Annotated in this window: 22 protein-coding genes; 14 read left to right on the top strand and 8 right to left on the bottom strand. The window is 66.8% G+C overall.

Annotated features, from left to right (window positions below; translation table 11 throughout):
• Nucleotide 1: 1 nt before the first annotated feature.
• From MKK62_RS07600 to MKK62_RS07585, 4 genes are all read right to left on the bottom strand, one after another.
• On the bottom strand, nt 2–955 hold the full coding sequence (locus MKK62_RS07600) for a homoserine O-acetyltransferase/O-succinyltransferase family protein (RefSeq protein ID WP_240261647.1): 954 nt from the start codon (nt 953–955) through the stop codon (nt 2–4).
• Between the two features lie 3 nt (nt 956–958).
• Nucleotides 959–2,227 carry an ATP-grasp domain-containing protein gene (locus tag MKK62_RS07595; RefSeq protein ID WP_240261648.1) on the bottom strand — a complete coding sequence of 423 codons (1,269 nt, stop codon included), beginning with the start codon at nt 2,225–2,227 and terminating at the stop codon, nt 959–961.
• A 3-nt stretch (nt 2,228–2,230) separates the two neighbouring features.
• Nucleotides 2,231–4,093 carry an FAD/NAD(P)-binding protein gene (locus MKK62_RS07590; protein ID WP_240261649.1) on the bottom strand — a complete coding sequence of 621 codons (1,863 nt, stop codon included), beginning with the start codon at nt 4,091–4,093 and terminating at the stop codon, nt 2,231–2,233.
• A gap of 120 nt (nt 4,094–4,213) precedes the next feature.
• Nucleotides 4,214–5,134, bottom strand: a complete 921-nt coding sequence (locus MKK62_RS07585; RefSeq protein ID WP_240261650.1) for a TIGR03621 family F420-dependent LLM class oxidoreductase — start codon at nt 5,132–5,134, stop codon at nt 4,214–4,216.
• An 89-nt stretch (nt 5,135–5,223) separates the two neighbouring features.
• On the opposite strand from MKK62_RS07585, the gene MKK62_RS07580 reads away from it, so the two are divergent.
• The 4 genes from MKK62_RS07580 to MKK62_RS07565 are packed head-to-tail and all read left to right on the top strand — an operon-like array spanning nt 5,224 to nt 8,652.
• A complete protein-coding gene (locus MKK62_RS07580; RefSeq protein ID WP_240261651.1) occupies nt 5,224–6,168 on the top strand; it encodes a phytanoyl-CoA dioxygenase family protein in 945 nt (314 codons plus the stop codon).
• Between the two features lie 26 nt (nt 6,169–6,194).
• On the top strand, nt 6,195–6,443 hold the full coding sequence (locus MKK62_RS07575; RefSeq protein WP_240261652.1) for an acyl carrier protein: 249 nt from the start codon (nt 6,195–6,197) through the stop codon (nt 6,441–6,443).
• Nucleotides 6,443–6,862: a holo-ACP synthase gene (locus tag MKK62_RS07570; protein WP_240261653.1), complete on the top strand. Its 420-nt coding sequence runs from the start codon at nt 6,443–6,445 to the stop codon at nt 6,860–6,862. Before MKK62_RS07575 ends, MKK62_RS07570 begins: the two co-directional genes overlap by 1 nt.
• Nucleotides 6,853–8,652, top strand: coding sequence for an alpha/beta hydrolase (locus MKK62_RS07565; protein WP_240261654.1), 1,800 nt, complete (start codon nt 6,853–6,855; stop codon nt 8,650–8,652). The genes MKK62_RS07570 and MKK62_RS07565 overlap by 10 nt, the downstream gene beginning before the upstream one ends.
• Nucleotides 8,653–8,662: 10 nt before the next feature.
• On the opposite strand, the gene MKK62_RS07560 is transcribed toward MKK62_RS07565, so the two are convergent.
• Entirely contained in the window at nt 8,663–9,040 is a 378-nt protein-coding gene (locus tag MKK62_RS07560; protein ID WP_240261655.1) for a hypothetical protein, read from the bottom strand.
• 149 nt (nt 9,041–9,189) lie between these two features.
• Here MKK62_RS07560 and MKK62_RS07555 point away from each other — a divergent pair, with 149 nt between their 5' ends.
• A complete protein-coding gene (locus MKK62_RS07555) occupies nt 9,190–10,638 on the top strand; it encodes a DUF4185 domain-containing protein (RefSeq protein WP_240261656.1) in 1,449 nt (482 codons plus the stop codon).
• Here MKK62_RS07555 and MKK62_RS07550 read toward each other — a convergent pair whose 3' ends face one another.
• Nucleotides 10,639–12,822, bottom strand: coding sequence for a SpoIIE family protein phosphatase (locus MKK62_RS07550; RefSeq protein ID WP_240261657.1), 2,184 nt, complete (start codon nt 12,820–12,822; stop codon nt 10,639–10,641).
• Nucleotides 12,823–13,032: 210 nt separating this feature from the next.
• Here MKK62_RS07550 and MKK62_RS07545 point away from each other — a divergent pair, with 210 nt between their 5' ends.
• On the top strand, nt 13,033–13,383 hold the full coding sequence (locus MKK62_RS07545) for an STAS domain-containing protein (RefSeq protein ID WP_240261658.1): 351 nt from the start codon (nt 13,033–13,035) through the stop codon (nt 13,381–13,383).
• 85 nt (nt 13,384–13,468) lie between these two features.
• Here MKK62_RS07545 and MKK62_RS07540 read toward each other — a convergent pair whose 3' ends face one another.
• Nucleotides 13,469–14,455 carry a phosphotransferase family protein gene (locus MKK62_RS07540; protein ID WP_240264252.1) on the bottom strand — a complete coding sequence of 329 codons (987 nt, stop codon included), beginning with the start codon at nt 14,453–14,455 and terminating at the stop codon, nt 13,469–13,471.
• 123 nt (nt 14,456–14,578) lie between these two features.
• On the opposite strand from MKK62_RS07540, the gene MKK62_RS07535 reads away from it, so the two are divergent.
• The 6 genes from MKK62_RS07535 (at nt 14,579) to MKK62_RS07510 (ending at nt 18,691) form a co-directional block, all read left to right on the top strand.
• Nucleotides 14,579–15,511: a class I SAM-dependent methyltransferase gene (locus tag MKK62_RS07535; protein ID WP_240261659.1), complete on the top strand. Its 933-nt coding sequence runs from the start codon at nt 14,579–14,581 to the stop codon at nt 15,509–15,511.
• A gap of 219 nt (nt 15,512–15,730) precedes the next feature.
• Nucleotides 15,731–15,997, top strand: a complete 267-nt coding sequence (locus tag MKK62_RS07530; RefSeq protein ID WP_240261660.1) for a hypothetical protein — start codon at nt 15,731–15,733, stop codon at nt 15,995–15,997.
• Complete coding sequence (locus MKK62_RS07525; protein ID WP_240261661.1) at nt 15,994–16,149, top strand: DUF6131 family protein; 156 nt, start codon at nt 15,994–15,996, stop codon at nt 16,147–16,149. Before MKK62_RS07530 ends, MKK62_RS07525 begins: the two co-directional genes overlap by 4 nt.
• Before the next feature lie 79 nt (nt 16,150–16,228).
• The gene (locus MKK62_RS07520) at nt 16,229–16,384 is read left to right on the top strand and encodes a DUF6131 family protein (protein WP_240264253.1); all 156 of its coding nucleotides are present in this window, start codon (nt 16,229–16,231) and stop codon (nt 16,382–16,384) included.
• Nucleotides 16,385–16,511: 127 nt separating this feature from the next.
• Nucleotides 16,512–17,216: a response regulator transcription factor gene (locus tag MKK62_RS07515; RefSeq protein WP_240264254.1), complete on the top strand. Its 705-nt coding sequence runs from the start codon at nt 16,512–16,514 to the stop codon at nt 17,214–17,216.
• Between the two features lie 2 nt (nt 17,217–17,218).
• Complete coding sequence (locus MKK62_RS07510) at nt 17,219–18,691, top strand: sensor histidine kinase (RefSeq protein ID WP_240261662.1); 1,473 nt, start codon at nt 17,219–17,221, stop codon at nt 18,689–18,691.
• Nucleotides 18,692–18,773: 82 nt separating this feature from the next.
• Here MKK62_RS07510 and MKK62_RS07505 read toward each other — a convergent pair whose 3' ends face one another.
• Entirely contained in the window at nt 18,774–19,256 is a 483-nt protein-coding gene (locus MKK62_RS07505) for a lipoprotein LpqH (RefSeq protein ID WP_240261663.1), read from the bottom strand.
• 153 nt (nt 19,257–19,409) lie between these two features.
• On the opposite strand from MKK62_RS07505, the gene MKK62_RS07500 reads away from it, so the two are divergent.
• Nucleotides 19,410–20,588 (top strand): GGDEF domain-containing protein, encoded by a 1,179-nt coding sequence (locus MKK62_RS07500; protein ID WP_240261664.1) that lies wholly within the window; start codon nt 19,410–19,412, stop codon nt 20,586–20,588.
• Nucleotides 20,589–20,643: 55 nt separating this feature from the next.
• A complete protein-coding gene (locus tag MKK62_RS07495) occupies nt 20,644–22,515 on the top strand; it encodes an alkyl/aryl-sulfatase (RefSeq protein WP_240261665.1) in 1,872 nt (623 codons plus the stop codon).
• Nucleotides 22,516–22,589: the final 74 nt, after the last annotated feature.

Below are 22,589 nucleotides of genomic sequence, written 5' to 3'. Positions count from 1 at the left end.
GTCACCCGCTCCTGTCCGGAATGGCGGCCAACAGGTTGGCGTACAGCCGCAGGGCGGCGCCACGCCACGGCCAAGCGGCGCGGCCACCGACTTCGTCGAAGGGGAACCCGGCCACCACGGCGGGGTCGCGTTCGCCGCCCAGCACTCGCGTGTGCAGCCGGTGGAGCCTGTCCCAATCCGTCCCGATTACGCAATTGGTTGGCAGACAAGGTAGTTCGTCACGTTCGCGATATACGTAGCGGCGTAGATCGCGGGCGTACTCGCGCACCAGGCTGGTGGGGTCGTACTCCGGGTGGGACTGCATCAGCACAACCATCGACTGACCCACCGTCTTGCTGGCCACGCTCCATCCGACCGCTGCCGACTGCAAGAGCACTTGATATCCGGCGGCGCGCACGGCATCCAACGGCACGGTGTTGAGCCGCGAGTGGGGCAGGAGCACAGGAGTGTGAAACCGCGCCGCCAGTGGGTGGGTCAGGTCGACGTCCTGCGCGAAGACGCCGGTGCACTTGGCTGCCAGCGTGGTTCGTTCGACTCCGTCGAACACGGCGAGGCCGGCATGAGCCGACAGGCAGGACAGCAGCATGGCCGGCACGTGGTCGCTTCCCCATTTCAGCAGGCCGTGCAGATCAGACCAGTAGGCCTCGTCCTCGATGCGGGACTCGATCGGGTTCGAGCCGGTCACCACCAGCAGGTCGGGGGGATTGACGTAAAGGTCGTCGAGAGAACAGTATCCGGCGGCAATGCGGTCGCGAACCCGTGCGCTGCGTGGCACCCCGGGCATCGTGTGGCGGGTGATTTCGACGGTTCGGCCGCCCGACCCGGCCTCGATGAGGCCGACGAACTGTCGCTCGGTGGCGCCGAAGGCGGCGTCGGGCATGTTGTTGACCAACGCGCACCGCCACCGGACCGGGCCTTCGCTGCGGTCCGGTAGCCCCGCCAGACGCACGCTCATCGCTCAGTGCCTCACGTCGGTGTAGGTGACAGTGACCTCCTGGTGCAGGAGTCGGTAGGCCGCCTGCAACTGCTGTTCGTCGTCGGTCGAGCCCACCACCGCGACGATGTGGTTGCCGGAGCCGTCACGCCAGTCGAGGGCCGCACCCGGCGCCTGGTGGACGCTCACTGTGTCCACCTCGGCGCGGTCACTGAAATCGGTGATCCCGTCGATAGCGGTCACCGTGGCCGAGACGGTCGGCGGCTGGAGGAAGAAGCGATACCCGATCCGGGTGGTGGGCACTGGTCCGTCGAGGAAGACCGGCTCGCCCAACGCCACTCGCAGGGCGAGATCGAGCAGGCTGATACCGGCCGCCCGTTCCAGCATCTCGGGTACACCGCCGCCGAGCCGTCCGTTGACCTCGATGATGCGCGGACCGTCCGGGGTGAACTTGACCTCGGTGTGCAGGCAGCCGGTGCGGACATCGAGGGCGCTGATCGCGCGGCTGGTCAGGTCCAGGACCGCCGAGCGGGTCTCATCGTCGAGGGCCGCGGGTATGAAAAAGCCTGTCTCACGGAAGTTTCCGGCCGGCGGGAAGCGTCCGGTCAGGGCCAGGTGGCTGATCACGCCATCGGCCACCACACTCTCGACCGAGACGTAGCCGGCGTAGGGCCCGCCCGCCCGGGCGGGGTCGTCGGGCAGATAGCCCTCCAGCACCATGCTGGGCCGTCGTGGGCCCAGCGCGTCCAGCAGTTGCTCGAGTTCGGCCGCGTCGCGGACCAGGAAGGTGGATCGGCTCCCTTGCGCCGAGCGAGGTTTGAGCACGGCGGGCCACCCGACCTCCGCCTCGACCGCCCCGAGGTCGCGCCCGGATTGATACGGGCGGACGAGGTGACATGCGGGCATAGCGAGACCGGCGTTGCCCAGGGCGCGGCGTTGGCGGGCCTTGTCGGTGAGGGCGGCGGCGGCCTCCGGGCTGTGAAACGGCAGGCCCAATCCTTCGGCAATGCAAGCGAGTTCGACCATGCCGGCGTCGAGAAAAGTGGTGATGCCGGCGGGCTCCCAGTCACCCAGCGTCTTCACGGCCTGCTCGACGGTCATGCCGTCGAGGTCGACGACGGCTCCGAATCGGTGCAGCAGATCGGTCATCTCGCGGATGCCGGGCACCGAGGTGTCGACCAGCCAGAGTAGGTCGCAGAAGCCGGCGGCCGCCGCGGCCAATTGCATCACGGGAACGCAGCGCGGCCCATAGCCGATCGCTACCAGTGGACGAGATCGTGTGGAGTCCGGCATCGCTCAACCGATCACGGCTTCGATGCAGTCCTGGGCGTCGTAGACGGCCCGCAGGCGGCTGCGCGGCGACGGCAGGTAGTGGGTGAAGTAGCGCACTCCTTCGGTGAGCACGCCGAGCACGGAGAGGTTGGCCTGTAACCGTCCCTCGGAGTCGTACGGGTGGAATTGTTCGTTGATGGCGACGCTGCCGACCGGGGTGTCACCGTAGCTGAACTGGGTGAGCCTGCCCTTGGCGTACAGGCGCTTGAGCAACGGCGATCCCGACCGGGCCAGCGACGGCATGTCGAGATAGCCGCGTATCACGGCATCGACGGCGACTTCGGCCGGTTCGTCGAAAGCGGTTGAGCGAAGCCGAATTCCGTCCCGGTTGGCGTCCACGTCGGGGTTCGGGCCGACCGGAATGCGCACCACCCCGGCGTCGAGAAGTGCCAGCAACTGCTGGGAGCGCATGGGTGGCACGCCCGCCTCGAGCCGGTTGATGCGACCCCGAACCCCGGCCTGGAACTCGATGTAGGAGTCGACAGACAGGCCGCCGAACTCGATGACCGAACGCAGTTGGTCGCGCAGGATGCGCAGCACCTCCTGCGCCGCCTTGACCGGGCTGCCGCCCGGATGCAAGGCCTCGGCGAGATCGGTCTCGATCATCTCGTAGGTCTGGGCCTGGTAGTCGATCGACGAGGTGAACGTGCGGTCCGAGCCGGCGAACAGGTGGGCGGCCGGATCGAAGCGCCCGTAGTGCGGTTCGAGAGCGTCGATGACTTTCTCGTAGTGCCCGTCGAGCCAGCCCTGCCGCAGCGCCAGCCGAACCTCGGCGGCCTCAGCCTCGCCGTCGGCCAGCAACGCCGCCTGCAGGTAATAGCGCGCCTGCATTTCCGCGAAGAGCAGCGGCAGCAATTCGGAGCGGAAGTCGACGTGCCGGCGCGCCCCCGACTCGCCGGGATGCGTCAGCGCCGCGAACTCGTCGGCGGTACATACCACCGGCTGGTACTGGCCGTAGGGGTCGATGCCGCTCGCGGACTTGGCGCAGTAGGGGGCGCCCGAGCGGGAATAGAGGACGATGGCCGGCTCACGACCGGACGGCACATACCGCAACCGGTCGTCGCCGCGCCGTTCGAAGGTGCCACCGCGTCCGATGGTGAGCGCGGTGAGAACGTCGAAGCCGACCAAGCCCATGCCCGCGACGGCCACCGACGATCCGGGCGGAACGCTCTGCTCGAGGCTCTCGATCGGATAGGCGCGCCGGTAGTGCACGCCGTCGGCGACGGGCTCGTCGTTGAAGGTATGCCCGGAGGTCAGGACCACGTGGTCGACCGTGAGGGTCAGGTCGTTGTCGAGCAGCACCGCCTCGCGCCCACCGAGGGCCGGTGAGATGTCGACGGCCGCGGCATAGTGCCGGACGATCTCCAGGTTCGGCGGAGCGTAGTCCACCAGTGAGTCGTAGAACCAGACCAGGTACTCGCCCATCAGGCGCCGCGGCAGGTAGTCGGTAGGCCGGACGGGGTCACCGCCTGCGCCGATCCGGCACTCGTGACCCACCCACCGGTAGCCGCTGACCATGGCCCACTGGTGCAGTCCGACCGCGTATGGCGGCGGATCGTCGCCATCGGGTGCGGCGTAGAGCGACAGCTGGCCGCACGCGTTGTTGAGGATCAGGTAGTCGGGCTGCTCGGCCGAGTACACCCCGCCGCCGAGCTGGGCGGGCTCGATCACATGCAACCGCACCGGCTTGCCCGTCCGCCGGGCCCGATCGACGGTCCGCTCCATGACGCACAAACCCCAGGACCCCAGCCCGACGATAGCCACCTCGATCGGGCGTGCAGGCAGTGTCAGGTGTGCACCTGGCGGTCCGGGGTCCTGCGCCACCATCGACATGTGCTCCTCGTGCTAGAAGCGGACGGCGAGATACCGAGCACCCGCTGAAAGAGGAGAATACATACTAAACGTACGTTATACAACCTAAAGTATAACATTTAGTTTCTTAACGACTTACGTTCCAGCCAGCCGCGCTACCACCGGTGCAAACGTCTCCATCGCGTCGCCCGAGATGACGATGTTGGAAAATCCCCAGCGCTTGCGGTAATCCTGCAGCCGATCACACAGCTCGTCGACGGTGCCGATCAGCACGATCGGGAGATCGAGCGCGTCGTCCCCGGCGAGGCCGAGCATGGTCGCGGTGCGCGCAGCGGCTCGACTGCTGCCGACGACTTTGGTGGCGAAGGCCATCAGCTGCAATTCGATCGAGTCGAACCGGTCGGGTGCGGCGTCTCGGATCCAGCCGAGGCAGCGGTCATAGTGGTCGACGCCGGCTTGGCCGGTCAGCTCGCCCGCGTTCAGGCCGCGGGCCAGGTTGGTGTTGACGCCCACGATGTCCGCGTGTCGTGCGGCGACGGACAGGACTCGCCTGCTTCCGCCTCCGACGATCACTCGCGGCGGCGACTCGGGGCGAGGCTCGCACCGGGCACCTTGCAGCGTGTAGTGCGAGCCGGTCGAGGTGGCTTCACCCGTGGTCCACAGCGCCGTCATCACGTCGAGGCTCTCGGCCAGTCGATCGACGCGGACACCGGCCCCGTCGAATTCAATGCCCGCTTGCGCGTAGTCGCTCGGTAGCCAGCCCGCGCCGAAACCCACCTCGACCCGGCCCTCGGCCGCAAGCCCGAGGGTGGCGATCTCCTTGGCCAGCACCACCGGATTGCGCAGGTCGTTGTTGAGCACCACGGTTCCTACGTTGAGCGTCGAGGTGGCTTCGGCGGCGACGGTCGTGGCTACCAGTGGTCCGAATTGGGCACCGAGGTGGTCGGCCACGTACAGGGTGGAGTAGCCGAGATCCTCTGCCTTCCGGGCCTGATCCCGCCAGGTGGCCATGGTTGGCGCGATCGAGGCGTGAACGCCGAATCGAAACGAATGCATCTGATGCCGCCCTTCCAGTCATGAAAGCCTCCAAATTACCGACTAAAAGTAATTGAAAACTAGAGATATGATCCCGTACAGTACGCGCCATGCCAAAAGCTGTACGTTCGGTCGGTTCGGCTACGTCGTCGGCAGAGCTGGCCGAGGTGCTCCGCGAAGACGGGTGCGTGGTCATCACCGGCCTCGCTCCCGCCGAGACCATGGACCGGGTGCTGGCCGAAGTCGAGCCGTATCTGCTCGCCACCGGCGGAGGTAACACCGAGTTCCTCGGGGCTGCCACGCAGCGAACCGGTGCCCTCATCGCGCGTTCGCCAACCGCACGTTCGCTGATCACCGACCCGGTCATCATCGACACCCTCGATCTGGTGCTGGGCGACCATGCCAGCACCTTCCAGATCGACCTGACCCAGCTCGTGACGATCGGAGCGGGCGAGCCCGCGCAGATGATCCACCGGGACCAGTGGTCGTTCGACCGCTACCAGTTCCCCAGGGGATTCGAAGCCGAAGTCGCCGCGATGTGGGCGGTCACCGACTTCACCGAAGAGATGGGCGCGACCCGGATGGTGGTGGGCAGCCACCGCTGGGAAGACGATCCCGATGACGTTGACCCGGCGCTGTCATCGCCTGCCGTCATGACCAAGGGTTCGGTCTTGCTGTACACCGGTTCGGTGTTTCACGGCGGCGGCGCCAACACCACCGACCGCTGCCGGATCGGCATGAACATCGGCTATTCGCTCGGATGGCTGCGGCAGGAGGAGAACCAATACCTCGCCTGCCCGCCCGAGATCGCCCGCACGCTGCCGGAGGGGCTACTCCGGTTGATGGGCTACCAGCGCGGTGCGTATTCGATCGGCTACGTCGACAACATGCGAGAGCCGCTGGATTGGTTGTACGGCAGCACGGCGCACATCTCGGACTACTACGGCTACCGTCGCGCCGCCCGCAAGCGTCTCAAGGAGACCCGGCGTTACGTCCCGCCCGCCAAATCCTCAGACGGCACAACGTTGTTGGACCCGACACCGGCTCACCGGTAGAGCCATGGCAGAAAGACGAGGTAAGCATGATTCAGAACCAGGTTCGTGAAGTCTTGGCGGCGCATGGGCGCATGGCGGTCGACGCACGTGAGGTGGACGCTCAGGCGGACCTGTACAAACTAGGTCTGACCTCGCATGCGTCGGTCGACGTGATGCTTGCCCTCGAGGACGCGTTCGACATCGAGTTCCCCGAAGAGGTGCTCAAGAAGTCCACCTTCGAATCCGTCCACAACATCGCGCAGGTCATCGAGAGCCTCGTCACGACGTCCGTGTGATGCTGCTACCGACCTTGCCGGACGCGATCGACGACAATCGCGTCCGAATCGGATGCGACGTCCTTTCGGTCCACGACGTCGCCGACTCACTGTCGATGTTCGGCGACCGCTACCTCCGCAAGGTCTTCACCGCAGGCGAGATCGACGACTGCCAAGGCCGCGACGTCCACGGACTGGCGGCTCGGTTCGCCGCGAAGGAAGCCGTCATCAAGGCGTTCGCCGACCCCGACATGCCCTTCCCGTTGCGCGAGATCGAGATCATCCGTGACGGCCCGGTGCCGCGGCTTCGGCTGAGCGGTTCGCTCGCCGAGCGGGCGCAGCATCAGGGGTGGCTCAGCACGTCGGTGTCGCTATCGCACGCCGACTGCCATGCGATGGCCGTGGTCGTCGTCGCGTGCGGGGGCCGGGCATGGCGCTGACGACGACCGAGCAGCCGACGTTTTTCGGACCGGCCGATTCGCCGTTGTTCGGCGTGCTGCATCTACCGGCCGGCAACGATATTCGCGGCGGTGTGCTGATGTGCGGCTCGCTCGGCAAGGAGGCGATGGACAGCGCTCGGCTGCACCGAAACCTGGCCGACGACCTGGCCCGCCGCGGGCTGGCGGTGCTGCGCTTCGACTACCTGGGTACCGGCGACTCCGCCTACCGGCAGGTGCGCGACGACGCGGTGGCCAACTGGGTCGCCAGCGTCGGTCACGCTCGAGAGTATCTTCGCCGAATCGGCGCGGAGTCGTTCAGCGCCATCGGGATTCGGGCCGGGTGTCTGATCCTCCAGGAATACCTCGGCCGGACCCTGCGGTCCGGTCGATCTCACCGGATCGAACGGGTGGTCTACCTCGATCCCCCCGGCACCGGGCGGCGCTACCTCCGCGAACACACCACGCTGTTCCGGTTGGCGGTCGGCGACGAGGCCGAGACACCCGGCGAGGTATCGGTCATCGGCGGTCGGTTCAGCGAAGAGGCCGCTTCGGAATTCGCGGCGCTACGGATGACCGGGGATCCCGTCGGCGCCTACGGTCTCGGCGACGTGCTTGTGGTGAATCGGCCCGGCGAAACCGATCGGCACCTCACCGCGTTAGCGGGTGCCGCCGGAGTCGAAGCGATCGTCGCTCCTGGCCTGCCGGATTGTGCCCGACCCCGGGACGTGTTGCTGCCCATCCCGTCGGCTGCGGTGCAGTCGGTCGCCGAGTGGCTCGACGATAAGTGCCCGGCGGGTACCGACCGCGCTGTGCCGCAATATCTTTCGACGGCCACCATGCCGGCCGAGGGTCCGTGCGGGGCCGACGTGGTCGAGAGGATCGAACGAATCGGGCTAGCTGGCCTGTTCGCCATCCGCACGTTGCCGCGCCGCCGCTTTCTCGCACCGGTCAAAACGGTGATATTTCACGTGGCGGCAAAGGATCTGCATGTGGGGCCCGCCCGCGAGTGGGTGGAACTGTCGCGTCGCATTGCGTCGGCCGGTTCGCAGGCGGTGCGTTGGGACCCGGCCGGGCTGGGTCTGTCGAGCCACATCGATCGCGACCCCTACCGCAGCGTCTACCGCAAAGACGACATCGCCGACGCGGTAGCGGTGGCCAGGCATGTGTGCCCGGATGCCGATGAACTCGAACTCGTCGGCATCTGTTCGGGTTCGTGGTATGCCGCGCACACCGCGCGTATTCTCGGTGCGCGGTCGGCGGTGCTGGTCAACCAGCTCGCCTGGAGTTGGCGCGTCACCTCCACCGTGCTGTCGCAGTGGTACCACCGGAAGCGAGCGCTGAGTGCGGCGTCGGCCGTCGACACGGCCGAATGTGTCGGCAGCGCAACAGGATCCAGGGCAAACCATGTCAAGGCGAACCTTGATCCGGCCCGTGAAGCGGCGAAAAATGCTCTGCACCAGCACTTTCCGCGGGGTCTACTGTGGCTGCTGAACTGGATGGGGCTGGTGTGGCTGCCGGAGGCGGTGTTGACGACGCTGGCGCGGCGCGGGACGGCGGTGACGGTGATCGTCTCGCCCGAGGACGAGGAGCGATTCACCGCCAAAGGCGGCCGGGCGGCCATCGCACGGCTGCGACGGTCGTCGTCCTGTCCGGCCCGGGTGATCGCCACGCCCACCGGCGACCACTCCGCGAATCACCCGGCGGTGCTGGCGGCGATCCGCGAGGCGGTGCTGCCGGTGACAGGCGTTACCGAGCGCATGACCCCAGCCGCCCCGGCCCGAACACGCTGAGCGTCGCGCGTCAGTGCTCGACGAGGTGCGCGGCCAGGTCGTGCTCGTCGGTGCGCACGCTGCTCGCGGTCGCCGACCGTAGCTCCCATCGTGCGATGCCACCGTCCGGGACGTCCAGCCGGCCGGCTGCCAACGCGTCGCCGATCAGGGTCCGCACCCGCTGCTCGTGTGAGGGTTCGGTGGCGAACACGACGCGGACCGCCACGAGGCCACCCGCGGGCGTGCTGCTGACGTGGTGCGGCGCCAACGGGCACGGCGGCTGGTGGTCCCAGCTTCCGCACAACGCCTTGGTAATCGCGCCGCCGAGCGCGTTCGGGCTGGCGTCGTCCCGCATCGCGACGACGGCGTCGTGGGCAAAGGCTTTGCGCGCCATCGCTGTCTGATCCATGAAGTCGATTCAACCGGAGTGGTTGCGACACGGTCACGGATGGATACCTATTGACGTCTCGCAGGTTTCACAGGTCCCATTCGCCTCTATCGTCACATGGGTAACTGCGAACGTCAACGTGGACGGCTCGCCCCCTGGAGAGGTGGGACATGTCGGCGAACCGTCGAATTGTTTCGGTACCCGTGGCCCTGGTGACCGTGGTGGCGCTCATCGTGCCGGTCGGCTACGCACCACCCGCTTTCGCGGTTCCCTGCAGCGCTCCCGAGGCGAACGTCCCGCCGCCCGCTGGAATGCCGACCATGCCGACGCCTGGACCTGTCGCGCCGCCGACCGGCCGCAGGCCGCGTGGCACCAACGACAACGCGCCGCTGCCCAAGCTGGGCCCGCTGATCTCGGGCCTGCTGAAGGCGATTCCACAACGGCCGGCGCAACTCCAGGCGGCGGTCACGCCCGTCCCGCCGGCCCCCGGCGCTGCGGCCGTGCCGCAATCGCCCAACGCCAATCAAGCTGTCCCCGAGGCGGTTCCGGTTCCACCCTCACCGCCGCCGGCGGCAATCGCGGGTGCACCGACGTCGCTCGTCGAATATGTGACCGGGCCGAACAGCCCGAACCACACCCTGGAACGCTTCGGTATCTCCGGGACTGACCTCGGGATCCCTTGGGACAACGGCGATCCGGCAAACCGTCAGGTGTTGATGGCATTCGGCGACACCTTCGGTTACTGCGCCGTGCACGGCCAGCAGTGGCGGTACAACACGCTGTTCCGCAGTAACGACCGCGACCTGTCGCACGGCATCCACGTCGCCGACGGCGTGCCGAACAACCCGTATTCGGGCTCGCCGGTGTGGGCACCGGGGCTTTCCAAGCAGGTGCTCAACAGCATCCACAAGGCCAGTCACGAAACCGGCATGATTCCGACGTCCGCGCTGTCGATGGGCCGCACCCAGTACATGAGCTTCATGTCGATCAAGAGCTGGGGCCGCGACGGGGAGTGGTCGACCAACTACTCGGGCATCGCGCGTTCGCTGGACAACGGTCAGTCGTGGGGGATTTATCCCTCCAGCATCCGGCTCGCCGGGGCGGACACCGTGCCGGGTGGGCGCTTCGTTCCGGGTAACGAGAACTTCCAGATGGCCGCATTCATGCGTGGCAAGGACGGCTACATCTACTCGTTCGGGACGCCGTCCGGCCGCAGCGGCGCGGCCTTCCTGTCCCGCGTCCAGCCGAATGCGTTGCCCGATATCAGCAGGTACCAGTACTGGAACGGCGAGGGCCGCGGCTGGGTCCCGGGTGACCCGGGAGCGGCGACGCCGATCTTCCCGGGTCCGGTCGGCGAGATGTCGGCCCAGTACAACGACTACCTCAAGCAATATCTGGTGCTGTACACCAACGGCGGTAACAACGACGTCATCGCCCGCACCGCACCGGCGCCGGAGGGGCCGTGGAGTCCCGAGCAGCCGCTGGTCTCGTCGTTCCAGATGCCCGGCGGCATCTACGCGCCGATGATCCACCCGTGGTCGAACGGCAAGGACCTGTACTTCAACTTGTCGCTGTGGTCGGCGTACGACGTGATGTTGATGCACACCGTGCTGCCCTGACTAGGTAGCCAGGCTGAAACTCATATCGACCGTCGTTCCCTTTGGCGTGCAATCCATCTCGAGCCAGTCGCTGACCGCGCGGATCAACAGCAGCCCGCGGCCCCGGACACCGGGATCGGTGGCCGCCGGCTTCCACGACCCCTTGTCGATGATCCTGATCCGGATGCGCGACCCGTCGTTGTCACCCTTGAGTCGGACTTTGCCCAGTTTGCGGCCCTGGTAGCCGTGCTCGATGCTGTTGGCGACGGCTTCGTTGACCGCCAGCACGATGTCGGCCACCCGTTCTTCACCCACGCCGGCGTCATCCAGCCACGCCGCAAGCTGATGCCGGAGTTCGCCGAGCTGGTCGGCCTTGACCACCTGATGGATCGCCAGCGACGGGTAGGGCCGGCGATACACGACGATGGCGATGTCGTCGTCGTAGCCGTCGGGCGGCGCCAGTTCGGCGAGCGCCGCGTCGGCGACGGCATCGACGGTCTGATTCGCGGCCAGTGACACGGTGGCGCCGAGGTGGGCCATGCCGTCATCCAGCGGCACGTCGCGGCGCTCGACGAGGCCGTCGGTGTAGAGCATCAGCGTCGAACCCGGCGGCAGCGTCACAGACGATTGTGGACGAGAAGCTTTGCGCTGGACCGCCAACGGAACCGACCGCGCGTCGGCGATTAGCCGGTGCCCCTTGCCCGGTTCGGCCAGCACGGCGGGCAGATGGCCGGCGCAGCTGTAGGACAACTCGCCGGAATCGGTGTCGAGTACGGCCAGAAACACCGTGGTGCAGAACGCATTCGGGATCAACTCGGCAACCGCGTCGAGCTCCTCGAGCAGCTTCGCGGGCTCGGCGCCGGTCAGCAGTAGGGCCCGCGCCGAGGCCCGTAGCTGACCCATCACCGCCGCGGCCGGCAGGCCTCGCCCTACGCAGTCGCCGACGATGATGCCGATCCGGCTCGCGCCGATCCGGAGCACGTCGTACCAGTCACCGCCGATCTCCAGTGGAGTGACGGCCGGCTCGTAGCGGACCGCGAAACCAGGCGGGAGTTCGGCGGCCGCCAGCATCGCATGCTGCAGGGTCAGTGACGTCTCACGGGCCGCTTCGAACTGGCGCACGTGCTGGATCGCCAGCCCGAGGTGACCCACGAGCACCGTGATCAGCAGCCGATCCTCGCCGCTGATCCGCCGCGGCACCCGAAGCTCGAGCCAGAGTGTGACGGTGCCGGCGCCGGTCAACACGGCAACCACGCCGCTGGATTGGCCAGGGGCGTCAGGACTTTCGATCGGCTGAACGGTCAGCGGAAGCTGCCGCCGCGCCTGCGCGAAGATTTCTCGCAGCGCCGGGTCCAGGTGACGCCAGTCCGGCGCCGTCAGCTTGCCGGCGACCTGGATGGTGGGCTCGGTGCCGTCGGCCGGCCACAACGCGGCCACCACCCGGTGTACGTCGAGGGTGAGGCGGCACTCGTCGAGCGTGATCGACAAGACGTCGGACATGCTCTTGGCGACGCTGACCGCCGTGGCCAACCGGAGCACGGCGCTTTCCCGTGCCGCGAACGCGCGCTCGGCGGTGATATCGCGCAGCGTTCCGACATACACGTGGCTGTCGCCGTCGCCCGATTCGACCCAGTTGATGTTGACCGCGACCCACACCAGGCGACCGTCGCGATGCCGGATGGGAGTGTCGTACTGCACCTGCTTCTCCACGGCCAGCCGGGCCTGTTGGGTGCGCGCTGATTCGTGGTCCACCAACCACGGGTGCGGCCACCGGTACGGCAGTCCGTCGGCGGAGTAGCCGGTGAGCCTGACGAAAGCCTCGTTGATCTCGGTCACCGCACCGCCGGGCTCGGCGACGAAGAAGCCCTCCTGCAACGAGTTGACGACCGCGTTGCGAAACTGGTCGCGGTCGGCGAGATCGTCGGCGCGCACCCGCTGCTCTTCGGATCGCCGTGTCGCGGCATCGAGCGGGGCGAGGGTGTGCAGCAGAAACGCCAGCGCCTCGGCGCTGTCGAAGCCCGGATCCTGTTGTGCCAGTTTGCCGACCAGCTCGACGTGCGTCTCGACGATCTTCAGCATGCTGACGTCGTCGCGCAGCGCTTGGCGTCCCAGCTCGTTGCCGACGCCGAGGTCTCGTGCTCCGCCGCTCTGCACATGCGCCCGCAGCGCCGCCGCGTATTGGACGAGGAAATCGTCGGTCGTCATGCGTTGGGCACCGGCGCGATGATCACCTGGACCGGCGCGGGAGCGTGGACATCGAACCTCCCGATTCTCCGCGGCGGGCATACGTCTCGCTCAGACTAACCGAGCCTCCTAGCGCGGAACCGTGCAGTACTATTTCAGCGAATTTGCCGGGTGGCCTGGGTCGGCACCGTGCTCGCCGGCAATGGGATCACTTCAGACGAAGGATGGCCGTTGTCAGCTGCGGATCCGATTACCACCTCCGTCGCGCACCGGGATGGCGCCGCCGTTGTCAGCATTAGCGGCGAGATCGATCTCAGCACCGCGCCCGCTTTCGAAGAAGCGATCGCGCAGGCCCTCGAAGCCAATCCCGCTGTTCTCGCCATCGAACTCTCCGGTGTCACCTTCATGGCGTCGGTCGGGTTGCGGATACTCGCGGCGACGAACGAGAAGGTCGGCGGCGCGACCCGGATCGCAGTCGTGGCGAACAGTCCGGCGGCCAGCAGGCCGATCCAGCTGACCGGCCTGGACAACGTCGTCGCGCTCTACCCCAGTGTGGACGCGGCGCTGACCCCGGGGGACTAGGGCCGCAAAACCTGGCGGGCGATCGCGTACGTCTGCACTTCGGCGGGACCGTCGTAGAGCCGGACGGCCCGCATGTCGGAGAAGATCATGCGGTGGCCATCAGGGTCAGAGCCTGCTCGAAGAGCTGGACGGTGGCACTGTGCAGCAAATCGCCAATCTCTTTGGGCGCCTTGCCCGCGAACGCCCTGGCATGGGTACCTTCCAGCACGATCCCCAGCTTGAAGCAGGCCAGCACCGTGTACCAGGTGATGTGCGACAGGTCGCGGGTGGTGTTGCAGGAGTACTGCTCGACGAGGTCACTCGGGGCGGCCATGCCGCTGTATTCGAACAACTGACCGCTGAACGCCGGCGACTGTCCCCAGGTGGCCAGCAACCAGCCCAGGTCGAGCAGTGGGTCCCCGATCGTGGACATCTCCCAGTCGACGATCGCGACGACGTCGGGACCGGTGCGGGAGAACATCACGTTGGCGGCGTGGTAGTCACCGTGCATGATGCCCGGCGTCCAGTGCGTGGGCCGTCTCTCGTCGAGCCAGGTGGCGACGTCGTCGACACCTGGGATGTCGGGCCCGGGGTAATTGTCGAACTTCCGGTAGCCGTCCAGCTCCGAAAGCCACCGCGACACTTGACGTTCCAGGAAGCCGTCCGGCTTGCCATACCCGCCCAGACCGACCGCCTGGTAGTCGACCGCGCCGAGATTGGCCAGCGACTCGGCCATCGACAGTCCCATGCCGAATCGCACGGCCGGGTCGCCGGCGTGCAGGTCCGGCAACTCTTGACCGGCATTGAAGCCGTCGACGGGTTCCATCAAATAGAACACCGCATCGCCCAGCACGCCGGTGTCGGCACAGGTGGCGATCAGCCGCGGATGCGGGACGTCGGTGCCGGCCAGCGCCGCCAGCACTTCGGTCTCCCGCATGATCACGATGTTGCTGCGGGGGCGCAGGTGCCGGGGCCCGCGGCGCAGTACGTATTCGCGCCCGGAGCGGCTGAACCGCAGCATGATGTTTTGTGTTCCGCCGCTTATCGTGGCGACGTTCTCGAGCGGGCCCTCGCCTAAACCCTGGTCCGACATCCACTCCGCGAGGCCGTCCGGGGCCGTGAGCTCCTCCACGAAGGTGAAGCTACTACGCACGCCAGCGCCCTGACAGGCGGCTCGCGTAGTGTCCGATGCTGGCTACAAAGGGGAGGACGAGGGATGGCGCGGACCGACAACGATTCGTGGGAAATCACCGAAAGTGTCGGCTCGACCGCCCTCGGAGTGGCCGCGGCCCGCGCCGCCGAAACGGTCAGCGAGAACCCGCTGATCCAAGACCCCTACGCGCAGGTGTTCCTCGACGCGGCCGGTCCGGGCATGTGGAGCCTGACGTCGGACCCGAAGCTGTCGGCGGCACTGTCCGAATTGGAGCCGCAGGCGGGCGCGCTGCGACAGGTGATGGTCGACTTCATGGCGGTACGCACGAAGTGGTTCGATGAGTTGTTCCTTGACGCGGTGTCGTCCGGCATCCGGCAGGTGGTGATTCTGGCATCCGGCCTCGACTCACGTTCGTGGCGGCTGCCCTGGCCCGACGGCACCACGGTGTACGAACTGGATCAGGCGAAGGTGCTCGAATTCAAGTCCGGCACGCTGCGGCGGCACGGCGCCCAGCCCGCCGCGCGATTGGTCAGCGTGGCGGTGGATCTACGTGACGACTGGCCGGAAGCGTTGCAGCACGCGGGTTTCGACGCATCCGCGCCGACCATGTGGTCGGCCGAGGGGCTGCTGCGTTACCTGCCGGCGGCGGCTCAAGATCTCTTGCTCGAACGGATCGACGAGCTGAGCGCGCCGGGCAGCCGACTGGCCACCAATGGCCCGTCCAAGCAGGCGGTAAACCCCGAGTTGCTGGCCAGTCAGCGCGAGCAGTCGACTCGCTTCCGCGCGGCCGCGGCCGAGGTGCTCGGCGCGGAGGTTCCCGACGTCGAAGAACTCTGGTACCCCGAGGAGCGCACGGACATCGTCGACTGGCTGGGCGGACACGGCTGGGAGGCGTCCGCGATCGGCATGGCCGATCTGCTGGCCCGGCATGGCCGGCAGGTGCCGCCGCCCGACGCGATGCCGCCCGTTGTCTTCACGGCCGCGCGCCGGCCCTGATTTGCTGACACAGCGAAATCCCTCGGCGCGAGACGTTTTTCGCACACCGGTTTTGTAGTACTGCAGTACTCATTCCGCGCGGCCGACGCCCGAAAATCGCTGCTGAGCGGGGTCGCACGAAATACCTCTGTCAGACGGCAATTCAGATATCCAGTCCAAATGTTTGGACGTTTGCCAGCCTGGGTACCTTAGCGCTGCTCTACGGTTTTGCCCCAAAAAATGGAGGTCAGGATGCGTGGCGGAGGTTTGATCAGTTCGATCGTGGTGGTGTGGCTGGTAATCGGCGTGATAGCCGCATTCCAGCGGGACTATTTGAAAAACACCGAACAAAACTGTGCCACCCTCGGCACGATCGCAGTCACTGTGCTGGCGGGTCCACTTAACTATGCGGGTGTCAACCCGAAAGTTACCGACTGCCATTTGCCGCAACCAAGTTCGATGCCTGGCTTTGACATCGACCAATTGATCGGGACGGAGGCGTCATGATCGGCTTGGGCATCATCCTGCTGATATTGGGATACGTCCTCAAAGTTGCTGTGCTGCAGACGATCGGCATCATTCTGCTGGTGATCGGAGCGGTCTTGTGGGTGCTCGGCTCCGTCGGTCGCCCAGTGGGTGGCCGGCGCTATTGGTATTGACCCAGACTGCGCGGAGTCGGCCTGACGGGCCGCTCGAAACAAATGAAGTACGTCAACAATTGAAGAATAAGGAGTCATGATGATCGTCCTCGGAATTATTTTGCTCGTCCTCGGCTATGTGCTTCCGGTACCCCTTTTGATCACCCTCGGATGGATCTTGGTGGCGATTGGCGTCATCCTGTTCGTCCTCGGTGCGGTGGGGCGGCCGGTCGGCGGGCGAAAAGTTTGGTTCTAGCCGTGCGGGTTGGCTCACAGCCGGCGCATAGCTATGCCATAGCAACGCCTCATCGCCGTGCCCATACTGGGTAGTTGTGAGCCAACCCCACAGTTCCGTCTCTCAGGCGCCCGTCGAGCGCGTGGTGATGCGCCGCGCCGACGGCAATCCGATCAACGTCTTGGTCGTCGACGACGAGGCCGTTCTCGCCGAGATGGTCTCGATGGCACTGCGCTACGAAGGCTGGAACATCGCGACCGCAGGTGACGGGGCCGCCGCTTTGGAGTCGGCCCGTGCGCAGCGACCCGATGTCGTCGTGCTCGACGTGATGCTCCCGGACATGAGCGGGCTCGACGTCCTTCGCAAACTTCGCGAGGAAACTCCCCAGCTGCCCGTGCTGCTGCTGACCGCAAAGGATGCGCTCGAGGACCGGATCGCCGGTTTGACCGCAGGCGGCGACGACTACGTCACCAAACCGTTCAGCTTGGAAGAGGTGGTGCTGCGGCTGCGCGCCCTGCTTCGCCGCACCGGGGTGACGACCGAGGACAGCGGCGCACAGTTGGTGGTCGGGGATCTGGTGCTCAACGAGGACAGCCACGAGGTGACTCGCGCGGGGGAGCCGATCTCGTTGACGTCCACGGAGTTCGAGCTGCTGCGCTTCATGATGCGCAATTCCAAGCGGGTCCTGAGCAAGGCCCAGATCCTCGACCGGGTGTGGAGTTACGACTTCGGCGGCCGGTCGAACATCGTCGAGCTCTACATTTCCTACCTTCGTAAGAAGATCGACAGTGGGCACGAGCCGATGATCCACACGCTGCGCGGCGCCGGTTACGTCCTCAAGCCGGCACGCTAGTCATGGGCGGGGCCTGGTCCCTCCGTTTCCGCCTGCTGTTCGGTCAGATCCTCATCCTCATAGTCGTCTGTGTCGGCATCGGCGCGGCGACTGAGCTCGCCCTGTACAAGTACCTGGTGGCGCAGCTCGACACGCAATTGCGTGACGCGTCGCACCGCTCGGTGCGGATTCTTCTCGAGCCGCCGAGGGCCCCGTGGCGGCACCACCCGCGGCCCTTCCCGCGACCCGGTCCGGGGCCGGTCTTCCTAGACGCGCCGGCCCAACCCGTCGGCATGGTGGGGGCTGTGATCGGCCCGAACGAGACGATCGAGGCGGGCTTCCTGACCGCGGCCGGCGGGCGGGCCGCGCTGACTGACTCCGCACGCGCCGAGTTGGCCTCGGTGCCGGTCGACCGGCCGCCGGCGACCCGCTCCGTCGACGGTCTGGGCCGTTATCGGGTGGTCGCCACCGACACCGGCCGCAGCGGCCAGGTGGTCGTCACCGGCCTGTCGATGTTCGACGTCGACGCGACGATGATCCGGGTCCTGTTGATCTTCGGCGTGGTCACCGTGATCGCGGTGGCCGCCGCCACCACAGCGGGCATCGTGATCATCCGGCGCGCGCTGGCGCCGCTGCGTCGCGTCGCCCAAACCGCCACGGAGGTGGTCGACCTGCCGCTAGACCGCGGCGAAGTGGCCCTGCCGGTTCGGGTACTGGAGTCAGATGCCAACCCGCGCACCGAAGTCGGTCAACTCGGGTCCGCCCTCAACCGGATGCTCGACCACATCGCCGCCGCATTGTCGACGCGGCAGGCCAGCGAGACCCGAGTCCGGCAGTTCGTCGCCGACGCGAGCCACGAGCTGCGGACCCCGCTGGCGGCGATCCGTGGGTACACCGAGCTGGCCCAGCGCATGGGCGACGACAGCGATGCGGTCGCCCACGCGATGAAGCGGGTGCACTCGGAGACCGAGCGGATGACCCACCTCGTCGAAGACCTTCTGCTGTTGGCCCGCCTGGATTCCGGGCGTCCGCTGGAACGCGAACCGGTCGACCTCTCGCGGGTCGCCGTTGACGCGGTCAGCGATGCGCACGTCGCCGGACCGGACCATCAGTGGGAGCTGGACCTGCCGGAGGAACCGGTGATGGTGTCCGGCGACGCGGCTCGGCTGCATCAGGTGATGACCAACCTGCTGGCCAACGCGCGGGTTCATACCGGCGCCGGCACGGTGGTCACCACCCGACTGAATTCCGATGGCACCGAAGCCGTGCTGAGCGTGTGCGACAACGGCCCCGGCATTCCCGAGAAGTTGCAGTCCGAAGTGTTCGAGCGGTTCGCCCGTGGAGACACGTCGCGGTCGCGCAAGGGCGGCAGCACCGGATTAGGTTTGGCCATCGTTTCCGCGGTGGTCAAAGCACACCACGGCACGATCACGCTGCAGAGCGCGCCGGGCCGCACGGACTTCACCGTCCGTCTGCCGCTGTTCAAAGAGCCTTAAGAGCCGGCAATGCAATTGGATTCCGCCGAACGGCAGTGACGCCGGGTCGCCGCTGCCGTGTCGGTGGAATCCGCGACCGGCCCTAGGGGCAGGTCACGTCGATTTCGAACGGTTTGTTTACGGGTTGCATCGGGTTGGCCATGTCCACCCCGGTTGCGGTACCGCTGATCTTGTACTTTTGGCCGTCCTTGGTTGCGTCGGCCTTGCCCGCGCCAGGAACGCCGGGGGTGTAGCCCAGCGTCACGCCGTTGACGTTGCCGAGGCCGACCGACTTCACCGACGGCGGAGTGGCGTCCGTCAGCACCGCGCCGATGCCGGTTGCGGCTCCACCGATGGCGATATTGACGGTGCCGGCAGCGGTCGTGCAGGCGACCGTTCCTTGCACGTTCTGGTCCTTGCCGTCAATAGTGACCTTCGCCGTCGACGATCCACTCGAGGCGGTGGCGCCACCACTGCCCGACGACGCACTGGTCCCGCCTGACGACGACTTGTTGCTGGAACAGCCAGACAGACCCACGACGACGATCGCCAGCGCTGCTGCGGCGACCGTTACTGAACGCTTCACCCGGTTCTCCTTTTGTTTTTCCATGGCGGCGCATCACCAATGACGAGCCGCTTCGGCAGTATGCAGGTTTGCTGGAACGAGGGCCGGTAAATTTCGCAAAATTTGAGCTGCCTGTTGAGAGTGCATGAACCCGATTCACCTGACATTTGCCGAATGGATTCCGATCCGTCTCGGCAGCGCTGGACGGGTCTGGATTCCGGAAACCGCATCCGCAGCGGGATATCCTTTGCCGGACGTGCGGGTCGGGGAGGGTGGCGGTTGAGTCGGCGTGACTTCCGGTTTGCGACCGCTGCAATGCGCGAAGGCCGGATGCTGCGGGTGTTCACCAGGCTGGTGGCGGCGTGCTGCTTCGCCCTGGCGGGCCTCGGTGTCATCGTCCAATTCACGCCGGCTGCCCCCGTAGGTGTGCTCGCTCGATCACTGCTGCTGGCCGTGACGGTGTCCGCTGCTCTGGTTGCTCTGCGCTTGCTACGCGGCCCGTGGCCGCGCTATCCCGGCGCTGTCGCATTCGTGGTCTGGGCCGATACGGCGGTGGGAATCGCCGCGGTGTCGATGTCCACGCCGGACGCCCGGTTGTGCACCACGCTGTATCTCGGCCTGGTGGGTGTCTACGTCGGCTTCCTGCTGGGCGGCCGAATCCTGCTGTTGCACTGCGCCTTCTGTGGGGCACTGATCGTCGGCATCACCACCTGGGCAGTGTCGTCCGACCATCGAACGGTCCTGGGGCTGTTCCCGGTGTTCATGCCCGCGCTGGCGTGGACCGTCGCTGTGCCGGTCGGCGGTCTGGCCGTGATCGACATCGGGCGCAACTCGATTCGCCGGACGGCGCGCTCAGCCCACTACGACGCGCTGACCGGGCTGCGCAACCGGCGTGGGATGCATGCCGCGGTTGCCTCGGCAGTGCGGCGCTCGTCGCCGGCGAGCGTGGTCATCGCGGTGTGTGACATCGACCGCTTCAAGGCTTTCAACGACGGGGAGGGGCATGCGGCCGGGGACGCGGCGCTGATGGCGATGGCCCGGACGTTGCGGTCGCTGGCCGGTGATACTGAGATCACCGCGCGCATCGGCGGCGACGAGTTCGTGCTGGTGTCCTTGGTCGACGTTCGCGACGAAACGCCGGTCCTGCTGAGCCGACTCACCCCGTTGACCCGCGGCGAGGTCGACGGCGCCGAGCTGACCGCCAGCGTCGGGGTGGCCTGGCTCCCGGCTGACGATCCGCACTTTTCTCTCGACGATGCGATCAGGAACGCCGACGAGGCCATGTACGCGGCCAAGCGTTCCGGCGGGGCCAGGTGCGCGGTCTACGGGTCGGCTACCGGCCTAGGCGCCTGACGCAGCCGGACGTTTGCTGTTCCTTCCGGCTCGGGTAGATGGCAATCTCAAGGCCGTGGACCACAAGCCGCCGACGGCCGTCATCGCATCCGCACATCAGAACCGACAACTTCCCCTCGAAGACAGTGCCGACTTCGCCGACGCCGACCGGGGTTTCATCGGGGCGCTGACGCCGTGCGTCGTCACAGCCGCCGACGGGCGGGTGGTGTGGGACAACGACAAGTACGCGTTCATCACCGGTGACGCGCCGCCGTCGGTGCATCCGAGCCTGTGGCGCCAGTGCACGCTGACAGCCAAACATGGCTTGTACGAAGTGGTACCCGGGATCTACCAGGTCCGCGGCCTGGACCTTTCGAACATCAGCTTCGTCGAGGGCGACACCGGGTTGATCGTCATCGACCCGTTGGTCTCCACCGAGGTAGCCGCGGCAGCGCTGCAGTTGTACCGCACGCACCGCGGCGACCGCCCCGTGGTCGCGGTGATCTACACCCACAGCCACGTCGACCATTTCGGCGGCGTGCTGGGCGTCACCTCACAGGCCGCCGTCGATGCGGGCACCGTGGCGGTGATCGCGCCGGAGGGCTTCACCGAGCACGCCGTGCAGGAGAACGTGTACGCGGGACCCGCAATGACCCGCCGCGCCACTTACATGTACGGCAGCATGCTCGAGGTCGGCCCGCTCGGCCACGTGGGTTGTGGTCTCGGACAAGCGACGTCGACGGGTGAAATCGCCCTGATCGTCCCAACGGTCGACATCACCCGGACCGGGGAGACACACACGATCGACGGCGTCGAGATTGAATTTCAGATGGCCCCGGGCACCGAGGCGCCGGCCGAAATGCACTTCTATTTCCCGAGATACCGCGCGCTGTGCATGGCCGAGAATGCCACCCACAACCTGCACAACCTTCTGACGCTGCGCGGAGCGCTGGTCCGCGACCCGCACGCCTGGTCGCGGTATCTGACCGAGGCGATCGACTCGTTCACCGACCGCACCGACGTGGTCTTCGCCTCGCACCACTGGCCGACGTGGGGGCGCGATCGGATCGTCGAATTCCTCTCGCTGCAAAGGGATTTGTACGCGTATCTGCACGACCAGACCTTGCGCATGCTCAACCAGGGGCACACCGGAGCAGAAATCGCCGAGAGCATGCAGATGCCGCCGGCGCTGGACAAGGCGTGGCACACCCACGGGTACTACGGCTCGGTCAGCCACAACGTCAAGGCCGTCTATCAGCGTTACATGGGCTGGTTCGACGGCAATCCCGCGCGGCTATGGGCACACCCACCCGAGGCCCTCGGTGCCCGCTACGTGGACGCGCTCGGCGGCATCGACCGGGTGGTCGATCTTGCCCGGCAGGCCTTCGATGACGGTGACTACCGTTGGGCGGCAACACTACTCGATCATGCTGTGTTTGCCGACAGCGACCACGCCGGCGCTCGGTCACTGCTCGCCGACACCTTGGAGCAGCTGGCCTACGGCGCGGAGAATGCGACCTGGCGCAACTTCTTCCTGTCCGGGGCAACGGAGTTGCGCGACGGCAACTTCGGTACCGCGGCGCAGACGTCGGCGCCGACGTTGTTGGCGCAGTTGACTCCCGAGCAGATCTTCGACGGTCTGGCGATCAGCGTGAATGGACCGCGGGCGTGGGACCTTGATATCGCCCTGGACGTCACGCTCGGCGAGCCGGCCGCGAATTACCGGCTCGCGCTGCGCAACGGGGTGCTGGTGCATCGTCGGGTGCCGGCCGACCCGGCCACGGCGGGCGTAACCATCACGCTGAGCAACGCGTTTCGCCTCGTGCAATTGGGCGCGGGTGACTTCACCTCGCCCGGCTTCGAGGTGTCCGGCGATCAGGAGGCCCTGCAGCGGTTCCTCGGTGTCCTCGATCGACCCGACCCGTCGTTCAACATCGTCACGCCGTGACGTCGCCGGCCGGTCTCCACGGGCCCCACCGCTGCGGCAGACGGCAATCGATGTGCCCGCCTCATAGCGACAAC

It is taken from the genome of Mycobacterium paraterrae, from assembly GCF_022430545.2.
GTDB lineage: Bacteria > Actinomycetota > Actinomycetes > Mycobacteriales > Mycobacteriaceae > Mycobacterium > Mycobacterium paraterrae.
The sequence above is the reverse complement of the archived record's forward strand: the minus strand, read 5'-3'. Positions and strand labels throughout refer to the sequence as shown.

What these genes read in the sequence shown, in the direction of transcription:
- MKK62_RS07600 (WP_240261647.1), bottom strand. Translation starts at nt 955, where the DNA reads ATGAGCGTGCGTCTGGCGGGGCTACCGGACCGCAGCGAAGGCCCGGTC.
- MKK62_RS07595 (WP_240261648.1), bottom strand. Translation starts at nt 2,227, where the DNA reads ATGCCGGACTCCACACGATCTCGTCCACTGGTAGCGATCGGCTATGGG.
- MKK62_RS07590 (WP_240261649.1), bottom strand. Translation starts at nt 4,093, where the DNA reads ATGGTGGCGCAGGACCCCGGACCGCCAGGTGCACACCTGACACTGCCT.
- MKK62_RS07585 (WP_240261650.1), bottom strand. Translation starts at nt 5,134, where the DNA reads ATGCATTCGTTTCGATTCGGCGTTCACGCCTCGATCGCGCCAACCATG.
- MKK62_RS07580 (WP_240261651.1), top strand. Translation starts at nt 5,224, where the DNA reads ATGCCAAAAGCTGTACGTTCGGTCGGTTCGGCTACGTCGTCGGCAGAG.
- MKK62_RS07575 (WP_240261652.1), top strand. Translation starts at nt 6,195, where the DNA reads ATGATTCAGAACCAGGTTCGTGAAGTCTTGGCGGCGCATGGGCGCATG.
- MKK62_RS07570 (WP_240261653.1), top strand. Translation starts at nt 6,443, where the DNA reads ATGCTGCTACCGACCTTGCCGGACGCGATCGACGACAATCGCGTCCGA.
- MKK62_RS07565 (WP_240261654.1), top strand. Translation starts at nt 6,853, where the DNA reads ATGGCGCTGACGACGACCGAGCAGCCGACGTTTTTCGGACCGGCCGAT.
- MKK62_RS07560 (WP_240261655.1), bottom strand. Translation starts at nt 9,040, where the DNA reads ATGGATCAGACAGCGATGGCGCGCAAAGCCTTTGCCCACGACGCCGTC.
- MKK62_RS07555 (WP_240261656.1), top strand. Translation starts at nt 9,190, where the DNA reads ATGTCGGCGAACCGTCGAATTGTTTCGGTACCCGTGGCCCTGGTGACC.
- MKK62_RS07550 (WP_240261657.1), bottom strand. Translation starts at nt 12,822, where the DNA reads ATGACGACCGACGATTTCCTCGTCCAATACGCGGCGGCGCTGCGGGCG.
- MKK62_RS07540 (WP_240264252.1), bottom strand. Translation starts at nt 14,455, where the DNA reads ATGTCGGACCAGGGTTTAGGCGAGGGCCCGCTCGAGAACGTCGCCACG.
- MKK62_RS07535 (WP_240261659.1), top strand. Translation starts at nt 14,579, where the DNA reads ATGGCGCGGACCGACAACGATTCGTGGGAAATCACCGAAAGTGTCGGC.
- MKK62_RS07530 (WP_240261660.1), top strand. Translation starts at nt 15,731, where the DNA reads ATGGAGGTCAGGATGCGTGGCGGAGGTTTGATCAGTTCGATCGTGGTG.
- MKK62_RS07525 (WP_240261661.1), top strand. Translation starts at nt 15,994, where the DNA reads ATGATCGGCTTGGGCATCATCCTGCTGATATTGGGATACGTCCTCAAA.
- MKK62_RS07520 (WP_240264253.1), top strand. Translation starts at nt 16,229, where the DNA reads ATGATCGTCCTCGGAATTATTTTGCTCGTCCTCGGCTATGTGCTTCCG.
- MKK62_RS07515 (WP_240264254.1), top strand. Translation starts at nt 16,512, where the DNA reads ATGCGCCGCGCCGACGGCAATCCGATCAACGTCTTGGTCGTCGACGAC.
- MKK62_RS07510 (WP_240261662.1), top strand. Translation starts at nt 17,219, where the DNA reads ATGGGCGGGGCCTGGTCCCTCCGTTTCCGCCTGCTGTTCGGTCAGATC.
- MKK62_RS07500 (WP_240261664.1), top strand. Translation starts at nt 19,410, where the DNA reads ATGGATTCCGATCCGTCTCGGCAGCGCTGGACGGGTCTGGATTCCGGA.